Annotated in this window: 13 protein-coding genes; 6 read left to right on the plus strand and 7 right to left on the minus strand. The window is 68.0% G+C overall.

All coding sequences use genetic code 11. From position 1 onward, the window contains the following. Positions 1-11 precede the first annotated feature (11 nt). Both HRV97_RS01385 and HRV97_RS01390 read left to right on the plus strand, forming a co-directional pair. Positions 12-452 carry a Dps family protein gene (locus tag HRV97_RS01385; protein WP_174192591.1) on the plus strand — a complete coding sequence of 147 codons (441 nt, stop codon included), beginning with the start codon at positions 12-14 and terminating at the stop codon, positions 450-452. A 63-nt stretch (positions 453-515) separates the two neighbouring features. Then, positions 516-701 carry a DUF1328 family protein gene (locus HRV97_RS01390; protein ID WP_174191913.1) on the plus strand — a complete coding sequence of 62 codons (186 nt, stop codon included), beginning with the start codon at positions 516-518 and terminating at the stop codon, positions 699-701. On the opposite strand, the gene HRV97_RS01395 is transcribed toward HRV97_RS01390, so the two are convergent. After that, positions 682-1,545, minus strand: a complete 864-nt coding sequence (locus HRV97_RS01395; protein WP_174191914.1) for a metallophosphoesterase — start codon at positions 1,543-1,545, stop codon at positions 682-684. The genes HRV97_RS01390 and HRV97_RS01395 overlap by 20 nt on opposite strands. A gap of 158 nt (positions 1,546-1,703) precedes the next feature. On the opposite strand from HRV97_RS01395, the gene HRV97_RS01400 reads away from it, so the two are divergent. Next, complete coding sequence (locus HRV97_RS01400) at positions 1,704-2,996, plus strand: glycosyltransferase family 87 protein (protein WP_174191915.1); 1,293 nt, start codon at positions 1,704-1,706, stop codon at positions 2,994-2,996. Further along, entirely contained in the window at positions 2,963-4,582 is a 1,620-nt protein-coding gene (locus HRV97_RS01405) for a cisplatin damage response ATP-dependent DNA ligase (RefSeq protein ID WP_174191916.1), read from the plus strand. Before HRV97_RS01400 ends, HRV97_RS01405 begins: the two co-directional genes overlap by 34 nt. 209 nt (positions 4,583-4,791) lie before the next feature. On the opposite strand, the gene HRV97_RS01410 is transcribed toward HRV97_RS01405, so the two are convergent. The 4 genes from HRV97_RS01410 to recQ all read right to left on the minus strand — a co-directional run bounded on the left by HRV97_RS01410 (position 4,792) and on the right by recQ (position 7,861). Continuing rightward, entirely contained in the window at positions 4,792-4,962 is a 171-nt protein-coding gene (locus HRV97_RS01410; protein ID WP_174191917.1) for a hypothetical protein, read from the minus strand. A gap of 62 nt (positions 4,963-5,024) precedes the next feature. After that, a complete protein-coding gene (locus HRV97_RS01415) occupies positions 5,025-5,372 on the minus strand; it encodes a hypothetical protein (protein WP_174191918.1) in 348 nt (115 codons plus the stop codon). A gap of 22 nt (positions 5,373-5,394) precedes the next feature. Continuing rightward, entirely contained in the window at positions 5,395-5,841 is a 447-nt protein-coding gene (locus tag HRV97_RS01420; protein ID WP_174191919.1) for a protein tyrosine phosphatase family protein, read from the minus strand. 250 nt (positions 5,842-6,091) lie between these two features. After that, the gene (gene recQ / locus HRV97_RS01425; RefSeq protein WP_174191920.1) at positions 6,092-7,861 is read right to left on the minus strand and encodes a DNA helicase RecQ; all 1,770 of its coding nucleotides are present in this window, start codon (positions 7,859-7,861) and stop codon (positions 6,092-6,094) included. Between the two features lie 103 nt (positions 7,862-7,964). On the opposite strand from recQ, the gene HRV97_RS01430 reads away from it, so the two are divergent. Beyond that, positions 7,965-8,237: a GNAT family N-acetyltransferase gene (locus HRV97_RS01430; RefSeq protein ID WP_174191921.1), complete on the plus strand. Its 273-nt coding sequence runs from the start codon at positions 7,965-7,967 to the stop codon at positions 8,235-8,237. 54 nt (positions 8,238-8,291) lie between these two features. On the opposite strand, the gene HRV97_RS01435 is transcribed toward HRV97_RS01430, so the two are convergent. After that, complete coding sequence (locus HRV97_RS01435) at positions 8,292-10,538, minus strand: M3 family metallopeptidase (protein ID WP_174191922.1); 2,247 nt, start codon at positions 10,536-10,538, stop codon at positions 8,292-8,294. A gap of 261 nt (positions 10,539-10,799) precedes the next feature. Continuing rightward, positions 10,800-12,632: an ABCB family ABC transporter ATP-binding protein/permease gene (locus tag HRV97_RS01440; RefSeq protein WP_174191923.1), complete on the minus strand. Its 1,833-nt coding sequence runs from the start codon at positions 12,630-12,632 to the stop codon at positions 10,800-10,802. 144 nt (positions 12,633-12,776) lie between these two features. On the opposite strand from HRV97_RS01440, the gene HRV97_RS01445 reads away from it, so the two are divergent. Next, on the plus strand, positions 12,777-13,010 hold the full coding sequence (locus HRV97_RS01445) for a hypothetical protein (RefSeq protein WP_174191924.1): 234 nt from the start codon (positions 12,777-12,779) through the stop codon (positions 13,008-13,010). Positions 13,011-13,209 lie beyond the last annotated feature (199 nt).

Here is a 13,209-nt window from a genome sequence, read left to right on the forward strand (position 1 = left end):
GCAACGACACGATGACTGCGGCCGACGCGCTGAACGTCGCGCTGGCGGATTGTTTCGCCATCTATCTCAAGACGAAGAACTTCCACTGGCACGTCTCCGGCCCGCATTTCCGCGATTACCACCTGATGCTCGACGATCAGGCGGCGCAGATTCTGGGCGTGACCGATGCGATAGCCGAGCGCGTGCGCAAGACCGGCAACACCACGTTGCGCTCGATCGGCGACATCGCGCGGCGTCAGGGCGTGGCCGACAACGACCGCGATTTCGTATCGCCCGACGACATGCTGGCCGAGTTGCGCGAGGATAATCTCAAGCTCGTCGAGGCACTGCGCCGCGCGCGCGAGAAGGCCGAGGAAGCCAACGATACCGCGACGTCCAGCCTGGCGGACGATTGGATCGACCAGGCCGAGGAGCGCGCCTGGTTCCTGTTCGAGGCAAGCCGCAAGGGTTGAGCCGTTATGCGGCGCGCTCGCTATGAGCAGCGCGCCGTCTGCCTGAATCGAAGGAGCTGAACCATGCTCAAGCTCGCACTCACGTTTCTCGTTATCGGGCTGGTGCTCGGTCTGCTCGGCTTCGGCGGCATTGGCGGCGCGTTCGTCGGCATCGCCAAGATCTTGTTCTTCGTCGCGCTGGCGTTGTTCGCGATCTTCCTGATCGTCGCGCTGGTGACGGGCAAGGCGGTCAAGAACGCGGTCGATTGACGCGCGGCGCTCCGCGGTCGGGGCCGAGCGTCAGCAACCAGACGTCGGGCGGCGCGCGCCAGCGGATCGGCAGGTCGCTGGTGCCGAGCCCCGCGGTCACCAGCACGCGGTGGCCGCGATCCTCGACGATCCCGCACAAATAGCGGCGGTGCGTGCGGACGGGCAGGAACGGCGGCCCGATCAGCGGCAATTGCACCTGCCCGCAATGCGTGTGACCCGCGATCATGAACGGCGCGCGCGGCGGCAGCTTGGTCGCCAGATCGGGCGAGTGGGTGAGCAGCAGCGCCGCACCACCGATCCGCGCGAGTTCCGCCGCGGTCGCCGGCAGATCGTCCGCGCCGCTGTAATCGTCGTCGACCCCGCCGATCGCCAACGGACCGCGCCGCACTGCGTGATTGGCGAGCACCGTGATGCCCGCACGCTCCAGCGCGGTGGTGACCACGGCGATGCTGGTGCCGTGGTCGTGATTGCCCGGCACCGCGACGACTCCCATCGGCGCGCGCAGTTGCGACAATGCGCGGGTGAGCGGCGCCTGGACCTCCAACGCATCCTCGGCACCGTAGCCGTTGATGAAATCGCCCGCGATCAGCACGAGATCGGGGCGGAGCGCGTTCACCTGCGCGACGATGCGCGCCAGCCGCGCTTCGTCCATCGCCAGGCTGCCGATGTGAATGTCGCTCATCACCGCGATGCGGATCGGCGCGGCACCGGCGGGCCAATCGGCGAGGCCAATGGTCGCGCGACGCACGACCGGGTCGGCGCGGGCGTTCCACACGGCCAGTGCGAACGCCGCGGCACCGAGCGCGATCAGCAGGGCGAGCAGGAGAAGCAGGCGGCGACGCATGGCGCGGCGGTGTAGCGGGGGCGATCGGCGACGCAAGGGTCGTGCTCGCCCGCTGCAGCGGACCGGGTCATGGCGTGAAGCGATGTTCGGCGCGCGCCGCGGCGTTCGCCGAACATCGTTAACGTCGAATTTGTACCGCTTGGGCTAGACTTCCCCGCATGGTCGAATGGGCGAGGGAGAATGTGCTGGCGAGCGGGGCGTGGCTGACCGCGGCGCGCGTCAGGATGGTCGCGTTCTTCTCGCTCGTGGCGACGGTCGCGGTGATCGGCTATCTGTTCGCCACCGCGCACGGCACGGTTGATGCCTTTGGTCGCCCGCTGGGCACCGATTTCTCCAACGTCTGGACCGCAGGGCGAATGGCGCTGGACGGGCGCGCCGCGCTCGCGTGGGACTGGTCGGCGCAACTCGCGGTACAGCGCGTCGTCCACGGGCGCGGCGACATCCCCTTCTACGGTTGGCATTATCCACCACCGTTCCTGTTGGTCGCGTCGTTGCTGGCGTTGCTGCAATACCTGCCGGCGCTGATCGTGTGGCAGGCGTCGACGCTGGCGCTGGCGCTGATCACCGTTCGTGCGATCCTGCCAGGGCGCGGCACGATGCTGGCGGCGATCGGTGCGCCGGTGGTGTTGGTCTGTCTGGGGCACGGGCACAACGGCTTCCTGACCGCGGCGCTGCTGGGCGGCGGATTGCTGTTGCTCGACAAGCGGCCGATGGTCGCCGGCATGCTGCTGGGGTGTATCGTGTACAAGCCGCAGTTCGGGCTGGCGCTGCCAGCGGTGCTGATCGTCGGCGGGCACGGGCGCGCGATCATGGGCGCGCTGGCGTCGGCCGCACTGCTTTGTGCGCTGACGCTGGTGATCTGGGGCCTGCCCGTATGGGTCGCGTTTTTCCACTCATTGCCGCTGACGCAAGCGCTCGTGATCGAAGCCGGCGCGACCGGATGGGAGAAGATACAGAGCGTGTTCGCCGCCGCGCGCAACTGGGGGCTGGGGACCGGACCGGCCTGGGTGGTTCAGAGCGCGACGGCGATGCTGGCGATCGCGGGTGCGATGCTGGCGGCAAGCCGAGCGAGGCCGTTCGTGCGCAACGCCGCGGTGATCGCGGCCGGGCTGCTCTCGACACCCTATCTGCTCGACTATGACCTGGTGCCCTTGGGCATGGGAATCGCCTTTCTGGTCGCCGATGGTGTGAAGCATGGTTTTCGGCGGTACGACCGGACGCTGCTGGCGGTCGCGTGGATCGTGCCGCTGTTTGGTCGTGCGATGATGCAGGTGACGACGATCCCCGTCGGGCTGCTGTCGATCGTCGCGGTGTTCGCGGTGTCGCTCAGGTGGTGCGGTCCACTCCTCGCGGAACGCGGCATTGGCGTAACCGAACACGCGCGGGAGCCCAGTCGCGCGCCGATCGTTACGCCCCCATGCACGCCTTCGCGCAGCTTCTCGACTCGCTGATCTATACCCGGTCGCGCAACGCCAAGTTGAAGCTGATCGGCGATTACCTGCGCGCGACACCCGACCCGGATCGGGGTTGGGCGATGGCGGCGTTGACGGGTGACCTCGACCTGCCGGGCGTCAAGCCGGCGCTGCTGCGCGCGTTGATCGAGGAGCGGTTCGATCCCGTCCTGTTCCGGATGAGCCGGGAGTATGTCGGCGATACCGCGGAGACGATCGCGCTGCTGTGGCCGGAGCCCGCGGGGGTGGTGGAGGCGGCGCCGCTCTCCGTGTCGGCGGTAGTGGACGCGCTGATGCACCTGTCGCGGTCGGACGCGGGCGGGGTGCTCGCCGGAATGCTCGACCGGTTGGACGCGGAGGAGCGATTCGCGCTGCTCAAGATGGCGACGGGATCGTTGCGCGTCGGTGTGTCGTCCAGGCTGGCGAAACAGGCGCTAGCGGACGCGTTCGGGCTCGACGTCGATGCGGTAGAGGAGGTTTGGCACGGGCTGGAGCCGCCGTACCCGACCTTGTTCGCCTGGGCGGAAGGATCGGGCGAGCAGCCGACGCCTGCCGATGTGCCGGTGTTCCGCCCGTTCATGCTGGCGCACCCGCTGGAAGAACTGCGCGTCGACCTGTCCGACTATGTCGCGGAGTGGAAGTGGGACGGTATTCGCGTCCAGCTGGTTCACGTCGTGGGTGCGGACGGGCATGGCGAGACGCGGCTCTACAGCCGCACCGGCGACGACGTGACGCGCGCATTCCCGGACGTGGCGGCGGCGTTCCGCACCCCCGGCGTGCTCGACGGCGAGTTGATGGTGAAGGGCGACGTGCAGGGTGGCACGCTTGAGGACGGCGGGGGTGCGGCGAGCTTCAACGCGCTGCAGCAGCGGCTGGGGCGGAAGGTCGTGTCGGCGAAGATGCTGGAAGAAAGCCCGGCATTCGTGCGGCTGTACGACATCTTGTTCGACGGCACGGAGGATCTGCGCGCGCTCGGCTGGAACGAGCGGCGCGCGCGGCTGGAGGCGTTCATGCCGCGGCTCGATCCCGATCGGTTCGATCTGTCGGCGGTCGTCGAGGCGGAGGATTTCACCGTGCTCGAAGCCATCCGCATGGGCGCGCGCGACGCGGCGATCGAGGGCATGATGCTCAAGCGGCGCGACGCGCCCTACGTCGCCGGGCGGCGCGCGGGGCTGTGGTACAAGTGGAAGCGCGATCCGCTGACCGCCGATTGCGTGATGATGTACGCGCAGCGCGGCAATGGGCGGCGATCATCCTATTACAGCGATTATACCTTCGGTTGCTGGACCGGCGGGGCGGCAGGCGAGGGCGAGTTGCTGCCGGTCGGCAAGGCGTATCAGGGGATCACCGACGAGGAGCTTCGCCAGCTCGACCGCTTCGTGCGGCACCACACCACCAACCGCTTCGGGCCGGTGCGCGAGGTCGAGCGGTCGATGGTGCTGGAGATCGCGTTCGATTCGATCCACGAATCGAAGCGGCACAAATCGGGGCTGGCGATGCGCTTTCCCCGGATCGCGCGCATCCGCACCGACAAGCCCGCACACGAGGCGGACACGATCGAAGGCTTGCGCAAGCTGGTGACGTGAAACGCCGAGGCACGTTCGGGACGCGAGCCTGATCCCAGGTATCCCGCAGCATCGTTGGTGTTCGGAGCGGGTAGCCTCGGTCATCCCGCTGTTCGACGCGGAACCGTTGCCGCGGCGCAGATCGTTCCCTCCGATGTCATGGCGCTCATCAAGCGCGCGCCGCACGGAAGCGGCCCCATCGCGGCGGCGGGCCGCGACGGGGCCGATGATCAGGCGAAGTCGCCGAGCTCGTCGCCTTCCTTATCGGGCAGGCCGGAGGGCTCGTCGTCCATCGGCGGCTGCTCGGGGTTGGCGATGCCATCGGCTTCGGTCGGCTCGACGCCGGTCTGCGCTGGGTCGTGTTCGCCGTGATCGGGGAGGGGATCGGGAGTGGTCGCCATCGTCTGCTCTCCTTGTTGCGCGCGGTAAACGCGCGAGGCGCGACGAAGGGTACGGGTGCCGGTTACGGCACGTCGAGGGTTTCGGCGGTCGGTTGTCCCAGGCGGCGGACGTCGAGCGCGCTGATGCCGATCAGCGTGACCGTGCCGAAGCGACGCTCGCCGCTGTCGATCACGATGCCCTCGACCGTCTGGCGCAGCGCGGTCCACGGCACCACGCGGGCGATCACGCGCGCGCCGCGCAGTCGCATCGCGAGCACGCGACCCGCGCCGTCGATCGCGAGCCCTGAGCGACCGTCGTTGGAGACGAGCGCGTCGATTGCGGGAAAGGCGGTGTCCGTTTCCGCGATCGCCGCGATCACCTCGTCGGGGGAGCGCAGCAGGCGATTGGGTCGGCCGAACCCGAACATCACGCGGCCCTCCACTGGCACGCGATCACTGCGCCTCGTCACTCCGTTTCGGCGCGACCGCGTCCATCAGCGGGCGCAAGCTGTTCAGGTCGTAACCGGCACCCGCACCCTTGGCGACGAGCTCGTCCTGATCCTCGCCCAGCCCGGCGGCGGCGAGCGCCCACAGGTTGCACGAGCGCGTGCCCGAGCGGCAGTAGGCGAGGACCGGGCCGTTCGCCTGCGCGATCGCGTCGATCATCGCGGCGACCTGCGGGTGTGAGAAGCCTGCGTGGGTGACGGGGATCGAGGTATAGGCGAGCCCGGCGTCCTCCGCTGCGGCGCGGACCGCGTCGCCGCTCGGCTGCGCGGGTTCCTCACCGTCGGGACGGTTGTTGACGATCGCGGTGAAGCCCGCCGCCTTGATCGCGGCGATGTCGGCGGGGTCAATCTGGGGCGAGACGGCGATGCGCGCGTCGATGCGGCGGATGTCCATGCGCGTGGCGATAGGGGATGGCGGGGCGTGCGTCACGGGGGTGTGAGGGACAAATTGCCTGTCGTGCCGGGCTCGGGCTTGTTCTGGGCGGGGAGAAGGTATCGGGGGTACGGCTCCGCGGGCTCTCTCTCCCGGGAAGGGAAGGGCGGGGGTGGGTGGGCCCGGCGCGATACGTCACCTCCGCAACCGACCCACCCCCAGCCCCTCCCTTTCAGGGAGGGGAGCTTGGATGGGAGGGAGCTTAGGCGGGTTAGCCCTGGTCGCGGATGACCTGGAGGAAGGCGTCGCCATAGGCGTCGAGCTTGCGCTGACCGATGCCGGTGATGCGCCCGAGTGCCCAGGCGTCACGCGGGCGTGCCTCCGCCATCTCGCGCAGGACCGAGTCGTGGAAGATGACGTAGGGGGGCACGCCCTGTTCCTTGGCGAGATCGCGGCGGCGCGCGCGGAGCGCCTCGAACAGCGGATCGTCGGTCGGGTTGGCGGTGGCGCCCGAGCCGCTCCCGCGGCGGCGTTTAGGCCGGGCGGGTGCCTCCAGCAGCGCGACGTCGGCCTCGCCCTTCAGGATCGCGCGCGCGCCGGGGCCGAACTCGAGGCCGCCGTGTTCGTTGGTACGCAGCGCATCGCGCAGCAGGAGTGCACGCCCGACCGGCTTGAGCAGTGCGGCGTCGTCGCCCTCGACGATGCCCCAGACCGAGAGTTGCTCGTGCCCGTTCATCAGGCTGCGCTCGCTCGACTTCGCGGTCAGCACGCTCTCGATATAGCCCATGCCGAACATCTGACCGGTGCGGAACACGGCCGAGAGATATTTGCGCGCGACCTCGGTGGCGTCGGTCGAGCGCGGGGGGGAGAGGCAATTGTCGCAATTGCCGCACGTTGCGGGCGGGTCCTCGCCGAAATGGCGCAACAGGATCGCGCGACGGCAGCCGGCGGTTTCGACCAGCGCGCCCAAGCTGGCGAGGCGTTGGCGCTCGCCTGAGTGGCGTTCGGGCTCCATCTCGGCGATGCGTTGTCGCGCGCGGGCGAAGTCCTCGGCGCCCCAGAACAGGTGCGCGACGCTAGGGTCGCCGTCGCGCCCGGCGCGGCCGGTTTCCTGGTAATAGGCCTCGATCGACTTGGGCAGCCCGGCGTGCGCGACGAAGCGGACGTCGGGCTTGTCGATACCCATGCCGAACGCGACGGTGGCGCACATCACCATGTCTTCGGAAGCGACGAAATCGCGCTGGTTCTTGGCGCGGATCGCTGGGTCCAATCCGGCGTGATAGGCGCGCGTCGGGCGGCCGGTGGCGGCGAGCGCGGCGGCCATCTTCTCGGTCGCGGCGCGGGTCTGGACGTAGACGATGCCGGGCCCCGCTGTGTCGCGCACCACGTCGGCGATCTGGCGGGTGAGATTGTCCTTCGGCTGGATCGTGTAGCGAATGTTGGGGCGGTCGAAGCCGGCGACGATCATCCCCTCGGTCGGGATGCCGAGCTGTTCGAGGATATCGGCGCGGGTGTGCGCGTCGGCGGTGGCGGTGAGCGCGAGGCGCGGCACGTCTGGGAAGCTGTCGAGCAGCGGGCGCAGCAGGCGGTAGTCGGGGCGGAAATCGTGGCCCCATTCGCTGACGCAATGCGCCTCGTCGATCGCGAACAGCGCGAGGGGGGCGGCGGAGAGCAGGTCGCGGAAGCTCGCGTTCGAGGCGCGCTCGGGTGCCACGTAGAGCAGGTCGAGCTGGCCGTCGCGGAAGCGTTGCATCGTCTCGGCGCGGTTCTCGTCGACGCTGGTGAGCGTCGCGGCGGCGAGGCCGACCGCCTCGGCGGCGCGGAGCTGGTCGTGCATCAGCGCGATCAGCGGCGACACGACGACGCAGGTGCCCGGCAGCATCGCGGCGGGGAGCTGATAGGTCAGCGACTTGCCCGCGCCGGTCGGCATCACCGCGAGCGTGCGCTGGTGCCCAAGCGTGCGGTCGACGACCTGCCGCTGGACGCCGCGGAAGTCGGGAAAGCCGAAGATGCGTTGTAGTTCGTGCCTGGGGTCGTTCACCCAGCCCCTATCGGTATTGCGGGCGTGTCGCGCAACAGGCGAGCGGGGCGGGGCGTTGGGGCTCGCGACGAAGCGGGCAGGTGCTCGCGGTGATGGAGCGAACATGAAGAGCGTGATCGACAACAAGGCCGAGCAGGAATTCGAGCTGACCGTGGACGGCTACCGCGCGATCGCGGCGTATCAGTTGGAGGGCGACACGATCGTCTTCACCCATACCGAGGTGCCGCCCGAGATCGAGGGGCGCGGGGTGGGCACGAAGCTGATCCAGGCGGCGCTCGATTCAGCGCGTGATCGCGGGTTGAAGGTGGTGCCGCAGTGCCGTTTCGTGCGGGCCTATATGGAGAAGCACCCCGAGACGCGCGACATGCTGGGGTGAGGAGCCTGCTGTCACCCCGGGGTCGAGCCCGGGATGACGGTCGCTGGTTAGGCGTTACTTGCCGATCTTGCCCGGTGCGGCGGGGCGCGGGGCGGGCGTGGTCGGGACCGGGCCGTCGCTGTTGGGCGTGGCGCCGGTGCTGGGTGCGATGCGCGAGCCGTCGGCGTTGAGGCCGAGGTCCGCGAGGAGCGGTGCGACCTGCGGGTCGGCGCCGTTGAAAGCGCGGAACATCGGCGCGTAATCCATCGTGTGACCCTTCGACAGGATCATGTCGCGGAAACGCTGGCCGTTGGCGCGCGTCATCCCGCCGTGCTGCTCGAACCAATTGAACGCGTTGGCGCTCAGCATCTTGGTCCAGCTATAGGCATAGTAACCCGCCGAATAGCCGTTGCCCCAGATGTGGAGGAAATAGGGCGAGCGGTAGCGCGGCGGCACGTCGGCGACGTCGAGCCCGGTGGCGGCGAGCGCCTTAGCCTCGAACTGGTCGGCGTTCTGCTTGCCTTGTGCGGCGGTCAGCGAGTGCCAGCTCATGTCCATCTCGGCCGCGGCGAGCGCCTCGCCGAACGAATAGCCCGAGTTGAACGTGCCGGCGCGCTTGATCTTGTCGACCAGCGCCTGCGGGATCACCGCGCCGGTCTTGTAGTTGACGGCATAGTGCGGCAGCACCTTGGGATCGAGCGCCCAGTGCTCGTTGAACTGCGACGGGAACTCGACGAAATCACGCGCGGTGTTGGTGCCCGAGACGCTCGGATAGGTCTGGTTCGCGAACAGGCCGTGGAGTGCGTGGCCGAATTCGTGGAACATCGTCACCACGTCGTCGAAGCTGACCAGCGCGGGCTGGCCGGCGGCGGGCTTGGTGAAGTTGCCGACATTGTAGATCACCGGCTTGGTGCCGTTCAGCCGCGACTGATTGACGAAGTTCGACATCCACGCGCCGCCGTTCTTGTTGTCGCGCTTCCAATAGTCGAAGTACATCAGGCCGACGACCGTGCCATTCTCTTCCGTCACTTCATAGACCGTCACGTCGGGCTGATAGACGGGAATGTCGGTGCGACGCTTGAAGTTCAGACCGTAGAGCTGGTTGGCGGCGTAGAACACGCCGTCGGTCAGCACCTTGTTGATCTCGAAATACGGCTTCAGCTCGTCCTGGTTGAGGTCGTACTTCGCCTTGCGGACCTGTTCCGAGTAGAAGTCCCAGTCCCACGGCTTCAACTGGAAGTTGCCGCCGGTCGCCTTGATCTGCGCCTGGAGCTCGGCGGCCTCGCGCCGCTGCTCGGCAGCGACGGGCGTGCCGAGCTGCTGCATGAAGCCCAATGCGGTCTTCGGGTTCTTCGCCATCTGGTCCTGGAGGACGTAGTCGGCCCATGTCGGGAAGCCGAGCAGCTTGGCCTTTTGCGCGCGCAGCAATGCGATCTGCGAGATCGTGTCGCGGGTGTCGTTCGCGTCACCCTTGCTCGCGCGATTCCAGCTGGCGTTGAACAAAGCCTCGCGCGTTGCGCGGTCCTTCATTGTCGCGAGTTCGGGCTGCTGCGTTGTGTTCTGGAGCGTCAGCACGTACTTGCCGTCCATCCCGCGCGCCTTGGCGGCATCGGCGGCGGCGGCGATCTCCGCGTCGGACAGTCCGGCGAGCTTCGCCTTGTCGTCGACCACCAGCGCGCCGGCCTTCGCGGCGGCCAGCAGCTTCTGCTGGAACGCGGTTTCCAGCGTCGAGAGCTGGCTGTTATACTGGCTGAGCGTCTGCTTGTCGGCCGCCGAGAGCTGCGCGCCGGCGCGGACCATCCCCTCGTAGGTGAGCGTCAGGACCTGCAACTGCTCGGGATCGAGGCGGAGCGACCGGCGCTGGTCGTACAGCGTCTTCACGCGCGCGAAGAGTGCGGGGTCGAGGTTGATCGCGTCCTGATGCGCGGCGAACTTCGGCGCGAGATCGGCCTGCGTCTTCTGCAGCGTATCGTCGGTGTTGGCGCCGACGACGCCGTAGAAGGCCATGCTGGCGCGCTCGAGCAGGCGGCCCGAGCGCTCCATCGCGGCGATCGTGTTCTCGAACGTCGGGGCCGAGCGCGCGCGGGTGATCGCGTTGATCTCGGCGCGCTGCTGCGCCATGCCGGCGAGGAGCGCGGGGGCATAGTCGCTGCTCTTGATGCGGTCGAACGGCGGCGCCTGGAGCGGCAAAGTGCTGGGTTGCGCGAACGGGTTGGAGGCGGGCAGCGTGGTGCTCGCGGGCGCGGCAGGTGCCGGCGTGGTTTGCGCGATTGCGGTGGTCGACATCAGGGTCATCAGGGCAGTGGCAGCGAGCAGACGCATCGGTGATCCTCTTGGGGCGTGTATGGTGCGCGTGATGCACCCGGGCGCGGTGCGCTTCAAGGGTGCGCGCAACGTTGTGCAACGATTAGGGCAGCGCGGCTGACGTGGCGGTGAACGATCGGCAGCGTACGGGGAGCAGTCCTGCTCCCTGGCAAGGAAGGGTTAGAGGCCTCTTGCGCGCGGTGGCGTCTCGTGTCGCACCTACCCACCCCCGACCCCTCCCTTCCAAGGAGGGGAGCAGATTTGGGATGGGCTGGGGGGTCAGGCTGCCTCGGCTTCGGCTTCCTCGCGTTCGTTGGCCTGGCGGTCCCACATTTCGGCGTAGAGCCCGCCGCGGCGGAGTAGGTCGGCGTGGGTGCCGCGCTCGACGACCTGTCCGGCCTCCAGCACGACGATCTGGTCGGCGTGGACGATGGTGGACAGGCGGTGCGCGATAACGATCGTGGTGCGCCCGCGCTCGATCGCCTCCAGCGTATCCATGATCTCGGCCTCGGTGCGGCTGTCGAGCGCGCTGGTCGCCTCGTCGAGGATCAGGACCGGGGGGTTCTTGAGCAGGGTACGCGCGATCGCGACGCGCTGCTTCTCGCCGCCCGACAGTTTCAGCCCGCGTTCGCCGACGCGCGTGGCATAGCCGTCGGGCTGGCGTTCGATGAAGCCCGCGATCGCCGCACCCTTCGCCGCGCCCTCGATGTCGGCCTGCGTCGCGTCGGCGCGGCCGTAGGCGATGTTGTAGCCGATCGTGTCGTTGAACAGCACCGTGTCCTGCGGCACGATGCCGATCGCGGCGCGTAAAGACGCCTGCGTCACCTGCGCGATATCCTGCCCGTCGATCGTGATGCGCCCGCCGGTCAGGTCGTAGAAACGGTACATCAGCCGCGCGAGCGTCGACTTGCCCGCGCCCGACGGGCCGACCACCGCGACCGTGCTGCCGGGCGCGACGTCTAGGTCGATGCCCTTCAGGATCGGCATGCCGTCGTCATAGCCGAAGCGGACGTCCTCGAACCGGACATGGCCGCGCGCGACCGACAGCGGCTGCGCCGCGGGCGCGTCGGTGACCTCGGACGGCGTGTCGATCAGGTCGAACATCGATCCCATGTCGATCACGCCCTGCCGGATCGTGCGATACACCATGCCGAGCAGGTCGAGCGGGCGGAACAGCTGCGACAGTAGTGTCGAGACGAGCACGACGTTACCCGCGGTGAAGCGCCCCTGGCTCCAGCCCCAGGCGACATAGGCCATCCCCGCGCCGAGCATCAGGTTGGTGATGAGCGCCTGCCCGACGTTGAGCCAGGCAAGGCTGTTCTCCGACTTGACCGCGGCGTCGGCGTAGGAGCGCATCGCATTGTCGTAGCGGCGTGCCTCGCGCTCCTCCGCCCCGAAGTACTTCACCGTCTCGAAGTTCAGCAGCGAGTCGACCGCGTGCGCGACCGCACCGGTGTCGAGGTCGTTCATCCGTTCGCGCAACGACGAGCGCCAGTCGGTGACCATGCGCGTGAACCAGATGTAAACCGCGACCATCACCAATGTCGCGGCAACGAGCGGCCAGCCGAACTTCACCCAGAAGATGCCGAGCACGAGTGCGAGTTCGAGGATTGTCGGCGCGATGTTGAACAGCAGGAAGTAGAGCATCGTGTCGATGCTCTTGGTGCCGCGCTCGACCACCTTGGTGACCGCACCGGTGCGGCGTTCGAGGTGAAAGCGCAGCGATAGTTGGTGGAGGTGGCGGAACACGCGCGCGGCGAGGCGACGGGTGGCTTCCTGTCCGACACGCTCGAACACGGTGTTGCGCAAATTGTCGAACAGCGTCGAGCCGAAGCGCGCGGCGGCGTAGCCGAGGATCAGCAGCACCACGAGCGAGACGGGGGTGCGCGCGATGCCGCCCGACCCGCCGGCCATGCCGTCGATCGCGCCCTGGAGCGCGAACGGTGCGCCATAGACCTGAACGAGCTTGGACGCGATCACCAGCGCCATCGCGCCCGCGACGCGCAGCTTCATGCCGGGTGCGTCGCTGGGCCACAGATCGGGGAGGAAGCGGCGGATCGTCGGCAGCAGCGGACGCTCGGTGCCGGGGGTCGTGAAAGATTGCGGGGGCATTGCCAGCGATGTCGTGCGCGCGGGTGCTCGCGTCAATGTAGCGGCGGTTGATCCAAAACGGCGCGAACGCGAAAGTCTGTCAATAGCCTAAGTGGAACTACCGGCCAACTGCCTCGTTTTACACGACATAAGGGAGGCCGGATCATGGAAGCAGCATTCTTTGTCATGGCGATCATGGGCTGCGGTGACGCGAATACCGCTTGCACCGAGGCGCGCGTCGATCCGGTCCGTTACAGCAACGTGGCGCAGTGTCAGGCGGCGATGCCCGCCGCCCTCGCGCGCAACAACGATCTGTTGTTCCCGGTGATCAGCGCGACCTGCCGCTCTAACGGACAGCAGTGGGTGAAGGCTACGGCTAAGACTTCGCCACGCGGGTAAGCGCGCGCATCGACCGCTCATCACAGGACGAACTGCTGAGGTTGGTTGGTTTGTTTAGGGTCTGGTGACCTGTCGCGACCTTCCAGTAGCTATAGGACACATGTCCACGCATGTTGGGTCAGGCGAAGTCAGCCTATCGAGCATGGACTCTCTAGGCGATAGGGTAGCAGCACCGCCGTAGCGCAGACTCAGGCGCGGT

The organism is Sphingomonas hominis, assembly GCF_013328205.1.
Lineage (GTDB): Bacteria > Pseudomonadota > Alphaproteobacteria > Sphingomonadales > Sphingomonadaceae > Sphingomonas > Sphingomonas hominis.